Source organism: Mycobacterium hippophais (genome assembly GCF_027529605.1).
GTDB classification, from domain to species: domain Bacteria; phylum Actinomycetota; class Actinomycetes; order Mycobacteriales; family Mycobacteriaceae; genus Mycobacterium; species Mycobacterium arseniciresistens.
In genome coordinates this window covers 210,428-229,404 of record NZ_JAPZPY010000005.1, presented here as the reverse complement: position 1 = coordinate 229,404, position 18,977 = coordinate 210,428, and the positions used below count along the sequence as shown (strand labels likewise).

The 18,977-nt window shown below is 69.4% G+C and carries 19 protein-coding genes; 11 read left to right on the top strand and 8 right to left on the bottom strand.

The window, feature by feature from the left end; all coding sequences use genetic code 11:
* Positions 1–57: 57 nt before the first annotated feature.
* Positions 58–951, bottom strand: coding sequence for a class I SAM-dependent methyltransferase (locus O6P37_RS14260; RefSeq protein ID WP_269894686.1), 894 nt, complete (start codon positions 949–951; stop codon positions 58–60).
* A 94-nt stretch (positions 952–1,045) separates the two neighbouring features.
* Here O6P37_RS14260 and O6P37_RS14255 point away from each other — a divergent pair, with 94 nt between their 5' ends.
* A complete protein-coding gene (locus O6P37_RS14255) occupies positions 1,046–1,636 on the top strand; it encodes a class I SAM-dependent methyltransferase (RefSeq protein ID WP_269894685.1) in 591 nt (196 codons plus the stop codon).
* A 19-nt stretch (positions 1,637–1,655) separates the two neighbouring features.
* On the opposite strand, the gene O6P37_RS14250 is transcribed toward O6P37_RS14255, so the two are convergent.
* Positions 1,656–2,567 (bottom strand): oxygenase MpaB family protein, encoded by a 912-nt coding sequence (locus O6P37_RS14250; protein ID WP_269894684.1) that lies wholly within the window; start codon positions 2,565–2,567, stop codon positions 1,656–1,658.
* A gap of 81 nt (positions 2,568–2,648) precedes the next feature.
* Here O6P37_RS14250 and O6P37_RS14245 point away from each other — a divergent pair, with 81 nt between their 5' ends.
* Positions 2,649–3,272 (top strand): TetR/AcrR family transcriptional regulator, encoded by a 624-nt coding sequence (locus O6P37_RS14245; RefSeq protein WP_269894683.1) that lies wholly within the window; start codon positions 2,649–2,651, stop codon positions 3,270–3,272.
* On the opposite strand, the gene O6P37_RS14240 is transcribed toward O6P37_RS14245, so the two are convergent.
* A complete protein-coding gene (locus tag O6P37_RS14240) occupies positions 3,244–3,831 on the bottom strand; it encodes a VOC family protein (protein ID WP_269894682.1) in 588 nt (195 codons plus the stop codon). The two genes, O6P37_RS14245 and O6P37_RS14240, sit on opposite strands and share 29 nt — an antisense overlap.
* A gap of 401 nt (positions 3,832–4,232) precedes the next feature.
* Here O6P37_RS14240 and O6P37_RS14235 point away from each other — a divergent pair, with 401 nt between their 5' ends.
* The 6 genes from O6P37_RS14235 to O6P37_RS14210 all read left to right on the top strand — a co-directional run bounded on the left by O6P37_RS14235 (position 4,233) and on the right by O6P37_RS14210 (position 12,266).
* Positions 4,233–5,366: an alpha/beta hydrolase gene (locus O6P37_RS14235; protein WP_269894681.1), complete on the top strand. Its 1,134-nt coding sequence runs from the start codon at positions 4,233–4,235 to the stop codon at positions 5,364–5,366.
* Entirely contained in the window at positions 5,363–6,307 is a 945-nt protein-coding gene (locus O6P37_RS14230) for a 2-hydroxyacid dehydrogenase (protein WP_269894769.1), read from the top strand. The genes O6P37_RS14235 and O6P37_RS14230 overlap by 4 nt, the downstream gene beginning before the upstream one ends.
* A gap of 50 nt (positions 6,308–6,357) precedes the next feature.
* The gene (locus tag O6P37_RS14225; protein ID WP_269894680.1) at positions 6,358–8,544 is read left to right on the top strand and encodes an acyl-CoA dehydrogenase; all 2,187 of its coding nucleotides are present in this window, start codon (positions 6,358–6,360) and stop codon (positions 8,542–8,544) included.
* A gap of 37 nt (positions 8,545–8,581) precedes the next feature.
* Positions 8,582–9,550, top strand: a complete 969-nt coding sequence (locus tag O6P37_RS14220; RefSeq protein ID WP_269894679.1) for a LysR family transcriptional regulator — start codon at positions 8,582–8,584, stop codon at positions 9,548–9,550.
* Between the two features lie 102 nt (positions 9,551–9,652).
* Entirely contained in the window at positions 9,653–11,161 is a 1,509-nt protein-coding gene (locus tag O6P37_RS14215) for an APC family permease (RefSeq protein ID WP_269894678.1), read from the top strand.
* A gap of 91 nt (positions 11,162–11,252) precedes the next feature.
* A complete protein-coding gene (locus tag O6P37_RS14210) occupies positions 11,253–12,266 on the top strand; it encodes an aminotransferase class IV (protein WP_269894677.1) in 1,014 nt (337 codons plus the stop codon).
* 39 nt (positions 12,267–12,305) lie between these two features.
* On the opposite strand, the gene O6P37_RS14205 is transcribed toward O6P37_RS14210, so the two are convergent.
* The 3 genes from O6P37_RS14205 to O6P37_RS14195 form a co-directional block, all read right to left on the bottom strand.
* Positions 12,306–13,058: a hemerythrin domain-containing protein gene (locus O6P37_RS14205; protein WP_269894676.1), complete on the bottom strand. Its 753-nt coding sequence runs from the start codon at positions 13,056–13,058 to the stop codon at positions 12,306–12,308.
* A gap of 72 nt (positions 13,059–13,130) precedes the next feature.
* On the bottom strand, positions 13,131–14,042 hold the full coding sequence (locus O6P37_RS14200) for a manganese catalase family protein (protein WP_269894675.1): 912 nt from the start codon (positions 14,040–14,042) through the stop codon (positions 13,131–13,133).
* Between the two features lie 154 nt (positions 14,043–14,196).
* Positions 14,197–15,120: an ADP-ribosylglycohydrolase family protein gene (locus tag O6P37_RS14195; protein ID WP_269894674.1), complete on the bottom strand. Its 924-nt coding sequence runs from the start codon at positions 15,118–15,120 to the stop codon at positions 14,197–14,199.
* 57 nt (positions 15,121–15,177) lie between these two features.
* Between O6P37_RS14195 and O6P37_RS14190 the strand changes: the two genes are divergently transcribed.
* Positions 15,178–15,501 carry a hypothetical protein gene (locus tag O6P37_RS14190; protein WP_269894673.1) on the top strand — a complete coding sequence of 108 codons (324 nt, stop codon included), beginning with the start codon at positions 15,178–15,180 and terminating at the stop codon, positions 15,499–15,501.
* A gap of 3 nt (positions 15,502–15,504) precedes the next feature.
* Here the strand turns inward: O6P37_RS14190 and O6P37_RS14185 are convergent, their stop codons facing one another.
* Positions 15,505–16,059 carry a TetR/AcrR family transcriptional regulator gene (locus tag O6P37_RS14185; protein WP_269894672.1) on the bottom strand — a complete coding sequence of 185 codons (555 nt, stop codon included), beginning with the start codon at positions 16,057–16,059 and terminating at the stop codon, positions 15,505–15,507.
* Between the two features lie 167 nt (positions 16,060–16,226).
* Here O6P37_RS14185 and O6P37_RS14180 point away from each other — a divergent pair, with 167 nt between their 5' ends.
* Together O6P37_RS14180 and O6P37_RS14175 are read left to right on the top strand one after the other, a co-directional pair.
* Positions 16,227–16,967: an SDR family NAD(P)-dependent oxidoreductase gene (locus tag O6P37_RS14180; protein WP_269894671.1), complete on the top strand. Its 741-nt coding sequence runs from the start codon at positions 16,227–16,229 to the stop codon at positions 16,965–16,967.
* A complete protein-coding gene (locus O6P37_RS14175) occupies positions 16,964–18,193 on the top strand; it encodes an MFS transporter (RefSeq protein ID WP_269894670.1) in 1,230 nt (409 codons plus the stop codon). The genes O6P37_RS14180 and O6P37_RS14175 overlap by 4 nt, the downstream gene beginning before the upstream one ends.
* Here the strand turns inward: O6P37_RS14175 and O6P37_RS14170 are convergent.
* Positions 18,169–18,948: an SDR family NAD(P)-dependent oxidoreductase gene (locus O6P37_RS14170; RefSeq protein WP_269894669.1), complete on the bottom strand. Its 780-nt coding sequence runs from the start codon at positions 18,946–18,948 to the stop codon at positions 18,169–18,171. The two genes, O6P37_RS14175 and O6P37_RS14170, sit on opposite strands and share 25 nt — an antisense overlap.
* Positions 18,949–18,977: the final 29 nt, after the last annotated feature.

The following is an 18,977-nucleotide window of genomic DNA, read 5'->3' as shown; positions in this document are numbered from 1 at the left end:
AGCATTACCTAGCCTCACTGTCGAGACTCACGGTCTCGCCCGAAAACGTGAGCCCGGTCACCGCTTGACGGCGCTGACCAGGGAGATTGTCTGGAACATCGGACCGGCGTCGGTGTCGGCCGCCGGCACCGGCCGGCGGACTTGCCGCAGGTAGTCGGCGAGACGGGTGGTGTCGGCGGTCCATCCGCGGGCCGTGAACCAGTCCTGGGCGGCCGCGTGCTGCTCGTTGTAGATCAGCGTGAAGAACGCGTTGTCCCCGCCCGCCGCCCGCTCCTCGGCACGCTTTGCCTCGAACACCGCCGGCGGCATCGGCGTCGCCTCCTCGACCGCGACGCGGCTGCCCGCCGCGGCGAGCGTGTCGATGCCGGAGAACAACTGGTCCTGCGCGGTGGCGGGCAGGTACATCAGCAGCCCTTCGGCGAGCCACGCCGACGGCGCCGCGGGGTCGAACCCGCCCTCTGTCAGCGCGGCAGGCCAGTCGTCGCGCAGGTCGACCGCCACCTCGCGGCGGTCGGCGCGCGGGGCGTCACCGTGGGCCGCGAGGACCTCCCGCTTGAACTGCAACACCTGCGGCTGGTCGAGCTCGTAGACGACGGTGCCGTCCCGCCACGGCAGCCGGTAGGCCCGCGAGTCCAGGCCCGCCGCGACCAGGACCACCTGTCGCACACCGGCTTCGGCGGCGGCGGTGAAGTAGGTGTCGAAGTAGCGGGTGCGAGCGCCCTGGAAGTCGACGAACGCTGCGCCGAACTCCGAGGCGAGCGGGTGGTCGGGCGCCGTGCCGTCCAGCAGGGCGGACCAGTCACCACCCGCCGCGCGGCAGAACACCTCGGCGTAGGGATCGACGGCGAGCGGCACGGCCTTCTGCGCCTCCAGCGCCCGCGACGCGGCGACGAACAGCGCCGTGGAGCCGACGGAGGTGGTGATGTCCCAGGAGTCGTCGTCGGTGCGCACGCGGGTGAGGCTACGCCGCTTTTTCAAACGCCGAGACTACGGTTGTTGACACGTTTTCCACCGATTCCCGTCAACAACCGTAGTCTCGGCGCACGTGGCTGCTCCGTGGAACGTCAACATCCACTACGACGCGACCATCGACCGGTGTGTGCCGCCCGACGCGGCGTCGGTGCTCGACGTGGGCTGCGGCGACGGGTTCCTCGCCGCCCGGTTGGCGCGGCGGGTGCCGCGGGTGGTGGCGGTGGACGTCGACGCCCCGGTACTGCAGAGGGCTCGTGAGCGCTTCCCCGACGCACCTGTCGACTGGGTGCACGGCGACGTGCTCACGATGGACGGGCTGGGCCGTTTCGACGCGGTGGTGTCCAACGCCGCGCTGCACCACCTCCCGGACACCCAAGCCGCACTGCGGCGACTGCGGTCGCTGGTCGCGCCGGGCGGGACCCTTGCTGTCGGGGCGCTCGCCCGACCCGGATGGCGTCACCTGCCCTGGGCGGTGCGGAGTTTCGTGGCGACGGGCGCAATGCTCCTGGTCCGCACGAAGTGGGAGCACACCGCACCGATCGTGTGGCCGCCGCGCGATGACGTTCACACGCTCAGGCGCCACGTCGCCGAGGAACTGCCAGGGGCGACAGTGCGGCTGCTGATGATGGGTCGGGGGCTGATCCGCTGGCGGGCGCCGTCGTGACGCGCCCGGCCCGCCGCGACTAGACCAGCGGCTTGCCGGTGCGGATGCGCCGGTCGAGGTCCTTGAGCAGCACGTTGAACGGGAACTGCCGGATGAAGCCCGGCGCCAGGTCGTTCGCTGTCCGCAGTGCGGTCATCAGGCGGTCGAACCGGCGCTGGTGTCCGGCGTCCCACGGCAACCGCATCTCCTCGCGGAATCGTTGCGGCAGAAAGCCGGTGGTGATCAGCAGGTTGGCCGCGTCGAGACGGCGCTGGACGGCGCGCGGCAGCCGAACCCCGCGGATGCGGCCCGCGGCGATGGGGAACAGGTACTCGCGCACCGTGTCGTCGATGTGGACCTGGTCGAGCGACTCCTGCCAATACTTGTCGAACGCCGCACGGTCGGCCGGCCACATCTCGAGTGGCACCTGCAGCGTCGTGCCCAGCGTCGCACTGTCGCGGTAGTGCTCGTCGGCGGTCTCGTCGTCCATCTCGCCGATGAAGATGCGCTGGATGTCGACGCCGCCCTTGTACAGGCACGCGGCCACCCACAGCTGCAGATCCTTGTCGAACGCGTGGTACTTCACCGGGCTCTCGTCGGTCGAGTACACCTGCGCGTGCGCCGTGTTCACCGCGCGCCGGTAGGCCGCCTTCTGCGCGTCGGTGCCGCGGGTCGCGACGGCCAGGTAGGTGAACGTGGTGCGGGCGCGCTTGATCGGGTGCAGGTCGATGCGGCCGCTGTCGACGCGGCTCTCGTAGACGCCGTAGCCGACGCCGGGCCGGGCCAGCTGCATGATCACGTTGGCTGGGCCTGCCAGCAGCGCCACACCCATCAGGCCGTCGTCCCGGGTGGCTCGGCGGCCGGCGAGCAGTGAACGGCGCGCAGCGGGTCGCGGCCGCGCCGGCTCGCTGACCGGGCGCTCGACGTGCGGGACCGGCTGGGTGACCGTCATCGGGCACTCCTCGTCGATAAAAGTGATAACGAATGTTTCCTGATATTGCCCTGCGCCGCTGACGGGTGTCAAGATGGGCAGATGGCACAGGTCCGGCCGTACCGCGGCGTCGAGGCGCCCGAGCGGCTGGCCCAGCGCAGGCGCCGGTTCCTCGAGGCAGGCCTCGCCCTGCTCGGCTCCGCCGGCGACGACCTGGCGGACCTGACCGTGCGAGCGATCTGCCGCGAGGCCGGTGTCGGCGTCCGGTACTTCTACGAGGGCTTCACCGACAAGGACGACTTCGTCGGCGCGGTGTTCGACTGGGTGATCGCCGACATCGCGGCCACCACCCAGGCCGCGGCGGCCGCCGCGGCGCCGAAGGACCAGACGCGGGCGGTGATGGCCGAGATCGTGCGCACGGTCGACGGCGACGCCCGCATCGGCCGCCTGCTGTTCAACTCGCAGCTGTCCAATGCCGTGGTGGTACGCAAGCGTGCGGAATCGGGCGCCCTGTTCGCGATGCTCTCCGGCCGGCACGTCAGTGCCGCGCTTCGCCGCGACGAGAACGAACGCATCAAGGCGACAGCACATTTCGTCGTCGGCGGCGTCGGGCAGACCATCAGCGCCTGGCTGGACGGCGAGCTGGCACTGGCTCCGGATCAGCTCGTCGACCAGCTGACCGCGATCATCGACGACCTCAGCGAACCGCGGCTGTTCCGCGACTGAGCGTCCGGTCGGCCGCCGTCTTCGGCGGAGTCTGCGCTTCCTCGTCGGTGAAATCTCGTGTCCAGCAAGCGAACTCGAGCGTGACGCCATCGGGATCGAAGAAGTAGAACGATCGCACGTAGACGCCGGGATGGACCGTCGCCGACACCTGCATCTCGCTCTCGTCGTGATTGAGGATGGGCCCGACGCGGACGCCCTTCTCCTTCAGTTTCCGGCGGTACTCGTCGAACTTCTCGGCGGGCACGTGGAAGGCGAGGTGGTTCATCGAGCCGGTGGCACTGACGATCTCGCCGATGCCCGGGATCGCCGCGGGCGAGGACACCCCCGGCACCCCGTCCGGCGCGTCGCGGAACCAGAAGAACGCGACGCAGTCACCGTTTCCGGCGTCGAAGAAGAAGTGCTGGCCGACGCCACCCGGCAGGTCGAGCGACTTGATCAGCGGCATCCCCAGCACGTTGCTGTAGAAGTCGACCGTCTTCGCCATGTCCGAACAAACCAGTGCCACATGGTTGATGCCGCCGAGTTCGAACTCGCGGTTCGGATTGTGCGGCTTGATCATGCTCGGCTCCTGTGGTTATGGCGAAAAACCGGTCAAGCGGCAGAACTGAATCTAACATCGGTTTCAGACCCGCTCAATGCCCGGAGAGGGGTTCACCGGCTGTGACGACTGCGCCCCGCCACGCCCGCCGCCGGCATTCCCGTGCGGCCGCCGGCTCCTCCGCGCGTGCGGCACTCATCCACGGCGCGGGGGCGTCCTCAGTCCACCTCGATCTTGCTGAATGCCGTTCCGAGATGCGTCAACTGCCGATGTGCCGTGGCGGTGCTGTGGATGCTTGACCACTTCTGCTACACACGATGGACGGGGGGCAGGGCCGCGCGCGACGTCGACGACGACGCGTGCGTCTCGACCCCCGCCGACATCTTCTGTCGGACGATCTACGGCCGGGGGGCTGGGGGAACATGACGAGGACAGTAGGCACACCGGGGGTCATCCGCGAATTCGTGGGGCTCGACTCGCCCACTGCGCGACGGGCCGGCTCGGGCGGGCACCCGTGCCAGGGCATCTACTACCGGGGCGTGGGCCGCAAGCCCAAGGTGGCGATGATCGCCGCCCACTACCAGATCGACTTCTCCGAGCACTACCTCGCGGAGTACATGGCCACCCGCGGCATCGGCTTCCTCGGCTGGAACACCCGGTTCCGCGGCTTCGAGAGCAGTTTCCTGCTCGACCACGCACTGGTCGACGTCGGCGTCGGTGTCCGATATCTGCGCGACGTGCAGAACATCGAAACGGTTGTGCTGCTTGGAAACTCAGGTGGCGGGTCACTGATGGCCGCGTACCAGGCGCAGGCGCTGGACCGCCACATCACGCCGCTGGACGGTATGCGCCCCGCGGCCGGCTTCATGGACCTGCCGCCCGCCGACGGCTACATCGCCAGCGCGGCGCATCCCGGCAGGCCCGACGTGCTCACCGCCTGGATGGACGCCGCCGTGACCGACGAGAACGACCCGGTGTCATCCGATCCCGATCTCGACCTGTTCGACATGGGCAACGGGCCGCCCTACTCGGCCGAGTTCGTGAAGCGCTACCGGGCGGCGCAGGTCGCACGCAACGAGGCGATCACCGACTGGGCCGAGGCCGAACTGAAACGGGTGCAGGCCGCCGGTTTCTCCGACCGCCCGTTCAATGTGATGCGCACCTGGGCGGATCCGCGCATGGTGGACCCCACCCTCGACGCCAGCAGGCGCCCACCGAACATGTGTTACCTCGGACCGCCGGCGAAGGCCAACCGCTCGGCGCACGGCGTCGCCTCGGTGAGCACGTTGCGCAACTGGATCAGTATGTGGAGCTTGCGGCACTCTCAGACGCGCGCAGAACCGCACCTCGCGCGCATCACCTGCCCCGCCCTGATCATCAACGCCGAGCAGGACACCGGCGTGTTCCCGTCCGATGCCCAGCGCATCTGCGGTGCGCTGGCGAGTGAGGACAAGACGATGCGCTCCATCGACTCCGACCACTACTTCACCACTCCGGGCGCGCGAAGCGAGCTGGCCGATCTCGTCGCGAAGTGGATCGGTAAGCGTTGGCGCTGAGGGTGCTGGCGCACTTCACCCCCGGGGGCAAGGTGCTCGATCTGCTGGCCGCCGAGTCCGACTGGCTCGACGTACGGTTCTGCGCCGAGGACGACGACGCCACGCTGCACCGGGAGCTGCCCGACGCCGAGGTGATCTGGCATGTGCTGCGTCCACTGTCAGGAGACGATGTCCGGCGGGCCACCCGCTGCAGGCTGATCCACAAACTCGGCGCCGGGGTCAACACCATCGACGTCGGTGCGGCGTCCGAACGCGGTATCGCGGTCGCCAACATGCCCGGCGCGAACGCCCCTTCGGTGGCCGAGGGCACCGTCCTGCTCATGCTCGCCGCGCTTCGCCGGCTTCCGGAGCTCGACCGCGCCACCCGCGCCGGCGCAGGCTGGCCGACGGATCCTCGTCTCGGCGAGACCGTCCGCGACATCGGCGGCGGAACCGTCGGGCTGGTCGGCTACGGCAACGTCGCGCAGCGGGTGGCGACGATCGTCAGTGCGATGGGTGCGACGGTGCTGCACACCAGCACTCGCGACGACGGACATCCGGGCTGGCGGGCGCTGCCCGACCTGCTGGCCTCCAGCGACATCGTCTCGCTGCATCTTCCGCTCACGCCGGGCACCGCCGGACTGCTCGACCGGGCGGCCCTGGCCCGCATGCGGCCCGACGCGGTGCTCGTCAACACCTCGCGCGGCCCGATCGTCGACGAGTCGGCCCTGGCGGATGCGCTGCGTTCCGGGCGACTGGCGGCGGCCGGGCTCGACGTGTTCGGCGAGGAGCCCGCACCCCCGGACCATCCGCTGTTCGGCCTGCCGAACGTGGTGGTGACCCCGCACGTGGCGTGGTACACCGCGGACACCATGCGCCGCTACCTGGCCGAGGGAGTCGAGAACTGCCGTCGCCTGCTGGACGGCCGGGACCTGGTGAACGTGGTGAACCAGGCGGGGTAACCTGGCCCCCAACCGACCGGTTAATAGGGACGGCCCTCAGGAGGCACGGCATGCCCATCGCGATCACCCCCGAACACACCGACCTCGCCGAATCGGTGCGGTCCCTGGTGGCGCGGGTTGCGCCCTCGGAGGTGCTGCACGAGGCGCTCGAGAACCCGATCCCCAACCCGCCCCCGTTCTGGAAGGCCGCCGCCGAGCAGGGCCTGCACGGGGTGCACCTGGCCGAAGGCGTCGGGGGTCAGGGGTTCGGGATCCTCGAGCTGGCCGTCGTTGTCGCCGAGTTCGGCTACGGCGCGGTGCCGGGGCCGTTCGTGCCGTCGGCGATCGCGAGTGCGCTCGTCGCCGCGCACGACGCCGGGGCCGACGTGCTGAGCGGACTGGCATCGGGCGAGGTGATCGCCTCGTACGCCATCGACTCCGGCCTGACCGCCACCCGCCACGGTGACGGCCTGATCATCCGCGGCGAGGTGCGCGCCGTCCCTGCGGCCGCCCAGGCCTCGGTGCTGGTGCTGCCCGTCGCCATCGAGAGCGGCGAGGAGTGGGTGGTTCTCGACGCCGAGGCCCTCGAGATCGAACCCGTCCAGAGCGTTGACCCGTTGCGCCCGGTCGCCGACGTGCGCGCCAACGCGGTCGAGGTGTCCGAGGACCGGGTGCTGGCGAACGTCAGCCGCACCCTGGCCCGCGCGCTGATCTCGACGCTGCTGTCCGCCGAAGCCGTCGGCGTCGCGCGGTGGGCCACCGACACCGCCACCGGCTACGCCAAGATCCGCGAGCAGTTCGGCAGGCCGATCGGCCAGTTCCAGGCGATCAAGCACAAGTGTGCCGAGATGGTCGCCGACACGGAGCGGGCCACCGCCGCGGTGTGGGACGCCGCCCGCGCGATCGACGAGGCGCGCGAGAACCCCCACAACAGCTATGAATTCGCCGCCGCGGTGGCGGCCACCCTCGCGCCCGCCGCGGGTCAGCACTGCGCGCAGGAGTGCATCCAGGTGCACGGCGGCATCGGGTTCACGTGGGAACACGACGCCAACGTTTACTACCGGCGCGCGCTGGCGCTCGCGGCGAGCTTCGGCCGGTCCGCCGACTACACCCAGCAGGTCGTCGATACCGCGACTGCCACCGGCATGCGCAGCATCGACATCGACCTGGACCCCGACACCGAGAAGCTGCGCGAGGAGATCCGCGCGGAGGTCGCCGCGCTCAAGGACATGGAGCGGGGCGAGCGCATCACCGCGATCGTCGAGGGCGGCTGGGTGCAACCACACCTGCCGAGGCCTTGGGGCCGCGCGGCCGCGCCCGTCGAGCAGATCATCATCGCCCAGGAGTTCGCCTCCGGGCGGGTGAAGCGTCCGCAGATGGGCATCGCCGCCTGGCTGATCCCGTCGATCGTCGCGTTCGGCACCGACGAGCAGAAGCAGCGGTTCCTGCCGCCGACCTTCCGCGGCGAGATGATCTGGTGCCAGCTCTTCTCCGAGCCGGGCGCTGGTTCGGACCTGGCCAGCCTCACCACCAAGGCCACCAAGGTCGACGGCGGGTGGCGCATCACCGGCCAGAAGATCTGGACCACCGGAGCGCAGTACTCGCAGTGGGGCGCCCTGCTGGCGCGCACCGATCCGAGCGCGCCGAAACACAATGGCATCACCTACTTCCTGCTGGACATGGCGAGTGACGGCGTCGAGGTCAAACCGCTGCGCGAGCTGACCGGCAACGCGATGTTCAACACGGTCTTCATCGACGACGTGTTCGTTCCCGACGATCTGGTGCTCGGGGAGGTCGACCGCGGGTGGGAGGTCAGCCGCAACACGCTGACCAATGAGCGGGTGTCGATCGGCAGCAGTGAGCCGCCGTTCCTGGCGAATCTCGAGGGCTTCGTGGAGTTCGTGCGCGACGGGCAGTTCGACCAGATCGCGCAGCACCGTGCCGGTCAGCTGATCGCCGAGGGCCACGCCGCCAAGCTGCTCAACCTGCGCTCGACGCTGCTCACCCTCGCCGGCGGCGACGCGATGCCCTCGGCGGCGATCTCCAAGCTGCTCTCGATGCGCACCGGTCAGGGTTACGCCGAGTTCGCGGTCTCATCCTTCGGCACCGACGGCGTGATCGGGGACCCGAAGACGCTGCCGGGCAAGTGGGTCGAGTACCTCCTGGGCAGCCGGGCGACCACCATCTACGGCGGCACCACCGAGGTGCAGCTGAACATCATCGCCGAACGGCTGCTCGGACTGCCGCGCGACCCGTAGTCCGCCGCCCGCGAGTGTGAACCTGGCGACGGTTTCGGTGCCAGACTCGTCGTGGAGTTCACACTCGCGAGGAGGGGCCACCACGAGCGCCGACGTCACGCTGAGGCAGCTGCGGTACTTCGTCGTGCTCGGCGAGGAACTGAACTACCGGCGCGCCGCCGAACGCCTCTTCATCACGCAGCCCGCACTGTCGACGGCGATCAAACAGCTCGAGCACCAGTTCGGCGTGCTGCTGTTCAACAGGAGCACCCGCGAGGTGGCGCTGACCGACCTGGGGGCGGCGTGGCTGCCGCAGGTGCAGCAGGCGATCTCCGGAGTAGACGCCGTCGTCGACAACCTGGTCATCCTGTCGGGCACCCGGCAGGGCGTGCTGCGGGTCGGGTATCTCATCGGCACCGGCGCGGACCTGCTGTTCCGCGTGGTCCGCCATTTCGAGGCGGCCTATCCCGAGGTCAGCGTCGAGCCCATCGAGTACGACTTCTCCGATCCGACAGCAGGTCTGGCCGACGGCAGCACCGAGGTCGCGATCATCCGGCCACCGGTCGACCTGCCGGAGCACCGGATGCTCGTGCTCGACTCCGAGTCGTGGATGGCGTGCCTGCCGCGGGATCACCCGCTCGCCGACCGCCGCGAGGTCGAGATCGCCGAACTGCTCGACGACCCCATCGTGTGCGCTCCGCTGACGGCGGGCACCTGGCGCGACTACTGGCTGGCGATGGACGCCCGCGGCAACCGGCCGCCGGCGATCGCCGCCGTGGCGGCGACCTACGAGGCCGAGACGACGTCGATCGCGCGTGGTCTCGGCATCAGCTTCACCACCTCGTCGGTGGCCCGGTTCTACGACCGGCCGGGCATCGTTTACGTGCCGATAACGGACCGGCCGCCAAGCTACACCGCGCTGGCGTGGCACCCGCAGAAGCTCTCACCGCAGGCGGATGCGCTGGTCAGGCACGTGCAGTCGCAGTGGAGCTTCGGCGAGGCGGCGCCCGACGCCGACCATTCATAAGCCGTCGTTATGAGTACATCAATACCTCGAACTTCCGGTGTCCGGCCGATGACGCTTTTCTGTCTTCAGGTGTTCTTCCCATCGGTTTGACCTGGAGCGACCATGACTGACGCAATGACATCACCCACTCATTCAGAACAGCGACCTCCGACGCCGGACGCCGAGGACGCCAAGCTCGCCGAACTCGGCTACACGCAGAAGCTCGACCGCTCGGTCGGCACGCTGGCCTCGTTCGCCATCGGCTTCGCGACGATCAGCGCCACCACCGCGGTGTTCACCGGCTTCGGCGCCGGCTACTTCACCGCGGGCGCACCGTTCGTGTGGACGCTGCTGCTGGCCGGCGCGGTGTTCGCGCTGTGGACGTTCATCGCCGCGGACCTCACCGCCAAACTGCCGCTGGCCGGTTACTCCTACCAGTGGATCAGCCGTATCAACGGCCCGGACCTTGCCTGGTTCACCGGCTTCATCGCGCTGATGGGCTGGGTGTGCGGCATGACCGGCGTCGGCTTCATCCTGTCCGGCTATCTCGGCGGACTGTTCGGTTGGAGCATGACCCAGAGCACCCAGATCCTGCTCGCCATCGCCGTCGTGTTCGTGTGCGTGCTGATCAACATCTACGGCGTCCGGTTCGCCACGATGGTCAACAACATCGGCGTCAGCCTGGAACTCGTCATCACCGTCGGCGCCACCGCACTGATCGCGATCATCGCCTTCTCGGCGCCGGAGAACCACCAGCCGATCTCGGTGTTGTTCACCGGCGGCGAGTCCGGTGACAAGGATTCGTACATGCTGGCGTGGCTCGCCGCTGCGCTCGGCCCGTTCTTCGGCCTGATCGGGGTGGAGTCCGGGGCCGACGTCGCCGAGGAGACCAAGGACGCCCGCCGTGTCGTGCCGAGGACGATGTTCTACGCCCTGGTCACCTCGATCGTCATCGAACTGCTGATGTACGTCGTCTACGTGCTGGCCATCAAGGACGCCGCGGCGGTCGAGGCCAACGCCGCCGCGCCCATCGAGGAGATCATCACCCAGCAGGCCGGGCCCGTCGTCACCAAGATCGTCGTCGCCATCGCACTGACGAACATCCTCGCCTGTCTCTTGGCCAACATCCTGGTCGCCACCCGGCTCACCTATTCGATGGCCCGCGACAACATGCTGCCGTTCTCCCAGGTGTGGCGGCACGTCTCGCCGAAGAGCAAGGCGCCCACCTACGCGGTGCTCGGGTTGGGCTGCCTGTCGACGGTGCTGCTGCTCTCGGCGCTGGTCAACGAGAAGGCGTTCAACTACATCATCGGCATCGCGTCGCTGCTGTTCTTCTTCGTCTACATCCTGCAGACCATCGGACTGCTGGTCGGCTACCGCAAGGGCACCATCCCGCAGGGCGAGCCGGGCACCTTCGATCTCGGCCGGTTCCGGTTGCCGCTCTACGTCACCGCACTGGTGGTGTTCGTCGGCGTCGCGATCGCTCTGCTGTTCCTCCCGCAGTTCACCAGCAACAAGTGGATCTTCCTCGGCATCGTGGTGCTGGCCGCCCTGTGGTGGGCCACCGGCTTGAAGTCGCGGCTGCGCAGCGGATCCGCCGGCGCCACCTACGCGAAGACCCACGGCATCTGACCCACCCCCGCTGACTCCGCGTCCACGGCACCGGGCACTCGCACGTCCGCGCCGTGGACGCAGGGTCGACGCAACCATGAAGGGACACATCATGACCAGCACTCTCGGCACCAGCAACCTCGTCGCCGTCGAACCCGGCGCAATCCGGGAGGCCACGCCGCCCGGTTCGGTGATCCAGTACAGCGACTACGAGCTCGACACGTCCAGCCCGTTCGCCGGCGGCGTGGCGTGGATCGAGGGCGAGTACATGCCCGCCGAGGACGCGAAGATCTCGATCTTCGACACCGGGTTCGGCCACTCCGATCTGACCTACACCGTGGCACATGTGTGGCACGGCAACATCTTCCGGCTCGGTGACCATCTGGACCGCCTCCTCGACGGCGCCGCCAAGCTGCGCCTCGACCCGGGGATGTCCAAGGACGAACTCGCCGAGATCACCAAGCGCTGCGTCAGCCTCTCGCAACTTCGTGAGTCGTTCGTGAACCTCACCGTCACGCGCGGTTACGGAAAACGCAAGGGCGAGAAGGACCTGACGAAGCTGACCCACCAGGTGTACATCTACGCGATCCCGTACCTGTGGGCGTTCCCGCCCCACGAGCAGATCTTCGGAACCACCGCGATCGTCCCGCGCCACGTCCGCCGCGCCGGCCGCAACACCGTCGACCCGACGATCAAGAATTACCAGTGGGGCGACCTGACGGCCGCGAGCTTCGAGGCCAAGGACCGCGGCGCACGGACTGCGATCCTGCTCGACTCGGACAGCTGTGTCGCCGAGGGCCCGGGTTTCAACGTCTGTGTCGTCAAGGACGGCGTGCTGGCGTCGCCGTCACGAAACGCGTTGCCGGGCATCACCCGCAAGACGGTGTTCGAGCTCGCCGATGCGATGGGCATCGAGGCCACCCTGCGCGACGTCACAAGCCGTGAACTCTACGACGCCGACGAGCTGATGGCCGTCACCACCGCCGGTGGCGTCACCCCCATCAACTCGCTCGACGGTGAGCCGATCGGCGACGGCGCGCCCGGTCCGATGACCGTCGCGATCCGGGACCGGTTCTGGGCCCTGATGGACGAGCCCGGCCCGCTGATCGAGGCGATCGAGTACTGAGCCCGCGACGGGCAGGAAGCCGCCGACTCCCCTGCCCGACTAGGACTTCGGTACCCCGTCGTCGCGCGGATCCGCTTCGGATCTCGTGGTCGCCGTGCTCGGGTGCTCGCCGCGGGTGAGCGGTGGGATGTGCTCGATGGCGCCCGCCAGCCGCGCCAGACCGGTGCTCACCGCCCGTAGTCCCTGCGACTTCGCGCCGCCGGTGTGCCGCGACCAGCGGTCGAGGCGGTCCCGGCCACGGTCGAGGACGGTCAGCGGAGCCGCCGCCGCGACGTTGCCCGGTGGCCGGCGGGCGACCACCGGGTGCGGGCGGGTCGGCGCTATCCGCCGCACCGCCTCCCACGCGACACCCAACGCGGTCAGCCGGTTCCGGTCGAGAGCCGCCTGCAGCTTCGGCAACAGGACGTCCTCCTCGTCGCGGACGTCCTCCCGCAGCAGCGTCTCGATCCGCCGCCACAGGTCGCGGTGCCGGGTGTCGTCGGGATCGGTCTTCTCGAGTTCGGTCCACAGCTCGTTGATCTGCTGGTGTTCCTGCTCGATCCGCAGTGTGACGGCCTCCCCGTCGGGCAGCGTGCGGCGGATCACCGGCCACAGCACCGATTCCTCGGCGAACGCGTGCGGAAAGACCAGGCGGGCCACCTCGTTCAGCAAGTCCTGGCGCCGGGCGCCCGTCGCGCCGTCGATGGCGTGCAGCAGCCGGTCGAGCTCGACGTGGTCGCGCTTCTGGCGTACCAGCACGCTGGCCCGGCCGCCGAGTTCGGCCGTCGACTGGGTCGCGATCGTGTGTGTCATCTCGACTCCTTTCTTTCGAAGCCGTGACGGCAGGCCGGCGGTGTCGCCGGCCTGCCGATCAGCTGTCGGTCCTCACGTCTTGTCGGGGTCGACCGCGTCCTTGAGCTTGCCGACGAGGCCCTTCTCCGTGCCGAACGCCGGGGTCCGCGGTTCGCCCATCCCACCGTCGTAGGTGCAGTAGAGCTTCGGGTCCGGCGGCGGGCCCGACTGGCGATCGCCGAGCGGCTGCGGGTCGGCGAGGAACTTGAAGGTGTGCCGCCCGTCGGGAGCCGGCCCGCTCGCCCACCGGCCCTTGTCCGAGTCGGCGCCGTCGGACAGGTGCCAGATCGTGCTGGCATGCTCCTCGAACTCCTCGTCGAACAGGTCGTTCGGCGCCACCACGCCCTCCAGTCCGTCGGCCTGCAGCTCCTCGATCGCCGCCAGCCACATGTTCTGGTGCAGCGTGTCGCGGGCGAGGTTGAACTTGAGCATCGACTTGACGCCCGGATCGTCGGTCATGTGCCAGAGCCGCGCGGTCTGCACCCGGCCCTGCGCCTCGGCCGCGACGTTGGCGTAGAAATCGGCCAGCAGGTTGCCCGACGCGACGACGTACTTTCCGTTCCAGGGCGAGCCCTGGCTGTCCGAAAGTGTCGGCGCACCACCGGAGATGATCGCCTGCTGCGGATCCATCCCGCCCATCACCGCGGCGACCACCGGGTCGCCGAGCGCGTTCTTCGTCGAATCGGTTGCCGGCGCGCCCTCGAGCAGCCGGGCCACCATGGTCGCGATCATCTCGACGTGACCGATCTCCTCGGTCGCGATGTCCATGATCAGGTCTTTGTACTTGCCTTTCATGCGGCAGTTCCAGCCCTGCATCAGGTACTGCATCGTCACCGTCATCTCGCCGAACGCGCCGCCGAGCAGTTCCTGGAGTTTGCGGGCGTAGACGGGGTCGGGCTTCTCGGGCTTGACGTCGAACTGCATGTAATCGGTATGCCGAAACATAAGTGCTCCAAGGAGGATTGAGAGTATTGAGTGACCACATCGCCGAACGGGCGAGCTGCTTGACCCCGACGTAGGGGCGGCGATACCCGGGCCGGGCGGCCACAAACCTCGGTTGGAGAAAATTCGCGGCCGGACAAACGCGACGCCCGCGGCGTCAGGCGAGGGCCGCGCGAAGCGCCGCGAGCGCCGCAGCGCTTCGATCCAGCCGACCGGGCTCCGGCAGTGCCAGCCTCGGCCGCCATGGGATGTCCGTGTCGATGCCGCCGAGCCCGCCGAGGATTCCGCAGGCAAGCGCCGCGACGGTGTCGGTGTCACCGCCGAGCATGACGGCTTCGCGCACCGCGTCCGCCAGGCCCCATCGCCGCTGTCCGGTGCGCCGGACCACCGTGATGACCGCGGCCGCCGTCTCGATCCCGTCCAGCGACACTCCGTCGCCGCCCGTCCGCCAGTCACCGGCGACGGCGTCCGACAACGGCGCCCATACGGTGTCCGACCCGGCGAATCGGCCTTTCAGATAATGGATCTCGGCGGAGGCCGCCTCGAGGACGGCGTCGATGGCGGCCGCTTCGACGGCCGTCGCGGCCATCGCCGTCACCACGCAGGCGGCGCCGACGGCCCCTGCGGCGCCATGGGTGGTGCGGGACAGACGCGTCACGACGCGGCGCCGCAGTCCGGCCGCCGCCGTCGGGATGCCCCAGCCGATCGGCAACGCCCGCATGGCTGCGCCGTTCGTGTCGCCGGTGCGCGCACGCAGACCCCCGGTGGCACCGAACCGTTCGACGGCGGCGTGGGTGCTCGGACCGATCCCTCGGATGCCGGGCACCGCGCCGGCGAGGCGGGTCAGGAAGTCACGCTCGTCCACGTGGACGCCGCGGTCGGCGAGGTAGTCGACCACCAGCAGCATCAGTGCCGTGTCGTCGGACGTGGCGCCCGGTGGCCACCCCGCGCGACGCGGCACCTCCGCCACGGCGCCGGGGTCGATGGCCGCCGGCCGGTAACCCTCCCAGGGCACACCCGTGGCGTCCCCGACGGCGAACGCCACGAGCGCCGCGCGGATCCTGTCCTCGAGCGCCGTCATGTCTCCAGCCTGCCCCGCGAGACGGTTCGAGGCGATCGGTCCGGGTAGTCGATGTCCATGACCAACGATGTGGAGAAGCGGTGGGACGACCCGCCGACCTTCCGGGCGGCGATCACCTACACCGCCGTGGTGGTCGTGGTGGCGGGCATCGCGTTCGCGGTCTACGCGCTTGCGGCGCGCGAGTCGCTGGTGGTGGCCTCGACGGTGCCGGCAATCCTGCTGGTGGGCGGCATCGGCGCGTTCGTGAAGACCTACCGGGTGTGGAAGGCGCGTGGCGCGTGGCCGGCCTGGCAGGGCGCCGGATGGTTCCTGCTCGCGCTGATGCTGGTGGCGCTGGCGATACCCGGCGCGGCCATCATGGGCGCGCAGGCCGTCGCGTGACGCTCAGCTGCCCGCCGAGATCAGTGTGTCCCAGGCCGAGAGTGCCGAGCGTGCAATGGCTTCCAGCGTCACCCGGTCCGCCCCGTCCCTGGCCTGGATGGACATGCCCTGCTGGACGGTGACATAGAACCGGGCGATGGCCGATACGTCGGCGCTCGCCGGGATCTCGCCGTTCTCGACGCCCTCGGTGAGCCGGGCAGCCAGGTCGACGGTGTTCTGTTCGCGCATTTCGGTGAGGTCGGCACGTACGGCATCAGTCGCACCGTTGGCGTGCAGCGCCGACAGGACCACGAGGCAGCCGGCCGGGCAATCGCCGCGGGTGAACGAACTGGCGGTCGCCATGAGGAAGCCTTCCACGGCGCCGAACGCGGTATCGGCGTCGGTGACCGCGGACCAGATCTCACCGCCCACGTTCTGCGTGTAGTGGCTCACCGCCTCACGGAACAGGTCGTCCTTGGCGCCGAAGGCGGCGTAGAGACTGGTCGAACCAATCCCCATCGCCGAGGTGAGATCGGCGATCGAGGTGCCTTCGAACCCTCTGTCCCAGAACAACTCCATCGCCCGCTCCAGCGCGCGGGTCCGATCGAACCCCCTCGGCCTGCCACGTGCCGCCACAGCGATCTTGCCTCCAAATATTTTCTGCAACGAATACTACAGAAATGTCTTGACGCCACGCCAGCCGCCTGCCTAAATTTGCAGCGATCACTACAGAAATGGAGCGGGCTATGGCGGCACTCGACGGGAAACGGGCATTCGTGACGGGCGGAAGCCGGGGAATCGGCGCAGCGATCGCGAGAAGGCTGGCGAGCGACGGCGCCGCCGTCGCGGTGGGGTACGAACGGTCAGCGGACGCCGCGCACGCGGTCGCCGACGAGATCACCACCGCGGGCGGACATGCCGTCGCAGTGCAGATGGCCGCTGAAGATCCGGCCTCGATCTCGCGCGCCGTCGACGAGGCAGCCGGGGCGCTCGGCGGCCTCGACATCCTGGTCAACAACGCGGGCATCTATCGCGGCGGCCCCGTCGAGGAGATGACACTCGACGACGTCGACGCGACATTGAACGTCAACGTCCGGGCCGTGATCTTGGCGTCACAGGCGGCTCTGCGCCACCTGCCGGCCGGGGGGCGCATCATCTCGACGGGCAGCAATCTGGCAAGCCGCGTACCCGAGGCCGGGGCAAGCCTCTACTCGGCGAGCAAGGCTGCGCTGATCGGCTGGACGCAGGGCCTGGCCCGCGACCTCGGACCGCGCCGAATCACCGTCAACGTCGTGCATCCCGGCTCCACCGACACCGACATGAACCCGGCGGACGGACCGCAGGCCGAGGCGCAGCTCGCACGGATGGCGATTCCGCAGTACGGCAAGCCGGCGGACGTCGCCGCCCTCGTCGCGTTCGTGGCCGGGCCGGAGGGTGGCTCGATCAACGGAGCCGGGCTGACCGTGGACGGTGGAGCCAACGCGTGACGTCTCCTGACGCAGATGCCGACCAGGTCCTGCGTCGGATTTTCGTCCTGCTCGCACCCGCGATCGCATTGGTGGTGGCGACCGAGTTCATCGTCGTCGGCCTGTTGCCGTCGATCGCCACGGACCTCGGCGTGCCGCTCTCGATCGCCGGCCGGCTGACTGCGGTCTTCGCGATCGCCGCGGCGGCGGCGGGACCGGCCGTCACGCTCGTCGTGGGCCGAGTACCGCCGCGGGCTCTGCTCGCCGCGGTGCTCGTTGTGTACGCGGCGGGCAACGGCGTCGTCGCGCTGGCAACCGACATCACGCCGATGCTGCTTGCGCGGGCCGTTCAGGGGGCGTTGCTTCCGCCGTTCGTGGGTTTGGGAACCGCTGAAGTCCTCCGAATGGCGCCCGCGGCGTCGCGTGGCCGCGCCCTCGCCAAGGCCAATCTCGGCTTCGTGCTCGGCGTGCTGCTCGCATTGCCCGCGGGCATCGCGCTGGCGCAGGGCGGCAACTGGCGTCTGTCGTTCGTCGTGCTGGCTGTCGCCCCGTTGCCGGTGGCCCTCGCCATGGCCCTGCTCTTTCCACGCAGCCGGCGGACGCACGACGCGCCCCCGGCTGGTCTCGCAGATCAACTCGCCCTGCTGCGCCGCCCCCTGTTCCTCGGTCACCTCGCGCTGTCGGTGGCGATCTTCGCCGCCATGTTCTCGGCCTACACGTATCTCGGCGCCTGGTTCGAGGACGTCATGGGGCTGGACCTGAACCGCCTCGCGCTGGCACTGCTGCTGTTCGGCGCCGTTGGCGTCGCGGGTAATTCAGTGGCGGAACGTGTCGCGGACCGGCGGCCGCTGGCGGCCACCGTGGTCACGGCCGCAGTGCTCGCCATCGCCGTCAACGTCGCGGCATGGACGGGGGGTTCGGTACTGGCGTCCGTCGTTCCGCTGCTCATCTGGGGTGTGCTGCACACGGCGGGTGTCACGCTCAGCCAGGTGCGGGTGACGATGGCGGGTGCCGAGGCGCCGGCATTCGCACTTACGCTGAACATCTCGACGGCCAATCTCGGCATCGCCGTGGGAGCGGTCGCGGGCGGCTGGGGCGTGGATCGTTGGGGCATGGCCGGACTCGGCGTGATGCCGGCCGCGCTGACCCTGGCGGCCCTGCTGCTCGTCGTTGCGCTCAGCGCACGACCGCGGCCCGGATCACCTCGGCGCCTGCGACAGGGTCAGGGCAGGATCGAGTCGACGTAACCGCCGTCGACCCGCACGGCCGCGCCGGTGGTCGCCGACGCCAGCGGGGACGCCAGGTACGTCACCAGATTCGCGATCTCCTCGGGTTCGATCAGGCGCTGCAGCAATGACTGTGGCCGGTGCAGGCGCATGAATTCGCGCTGCGCCTCGTCCCACGGCAGCGAGGCGTCCACCAACTCGTAGACGAATTTCTCGACACCCGCGGTATGGGTGGGCCCGGCGATCACCGAGTTGACCGTGACGCCGGTGCCCGCGGCGTCCTTGGCGAAGCCCCGCGACACCGCCAGCAGCGCCGTCTTCGAGACCCCGTAGTGGATCATCTCCTCGGGGATGACGATGGCCGAGTCGCTGGCGATCTGGATCGCCCGGCCCCATCCGCGGTCGGTCATCCCGGGCAGATAGCTGCGGATGAGCCGCACCGCGGCGAGGACATTCACCTCGAAGTAGGTGCGCCACTGGTCGTCGGTGATCTCCCGGGCCGGCACCGCCCCGAAGATGCCGAGATTGTTGACCAGGATGTCGACCGCGGGCAGTTCGCGCAGCAGCGCGGCGACCCCCTCGTCGGTGCTGACGTCGGCCGCGATGCCGAAAGCCTCGCCGTCGATTGCGGCCACCGCCTCGTCCACCCGGTCGCGGCTGCGGCCGTTCACCGCGACGCGGGCGCCGGCCGCGGAGAGGCTGCGGGCGATCGCCAGCCCGATGCCCTGGGTGGAACCGGTGACGAGGGCTGTCTTACCGCCGAGATCGATGTGCACGGTGAGTTACGACGGCCTCGGCCCCCGGA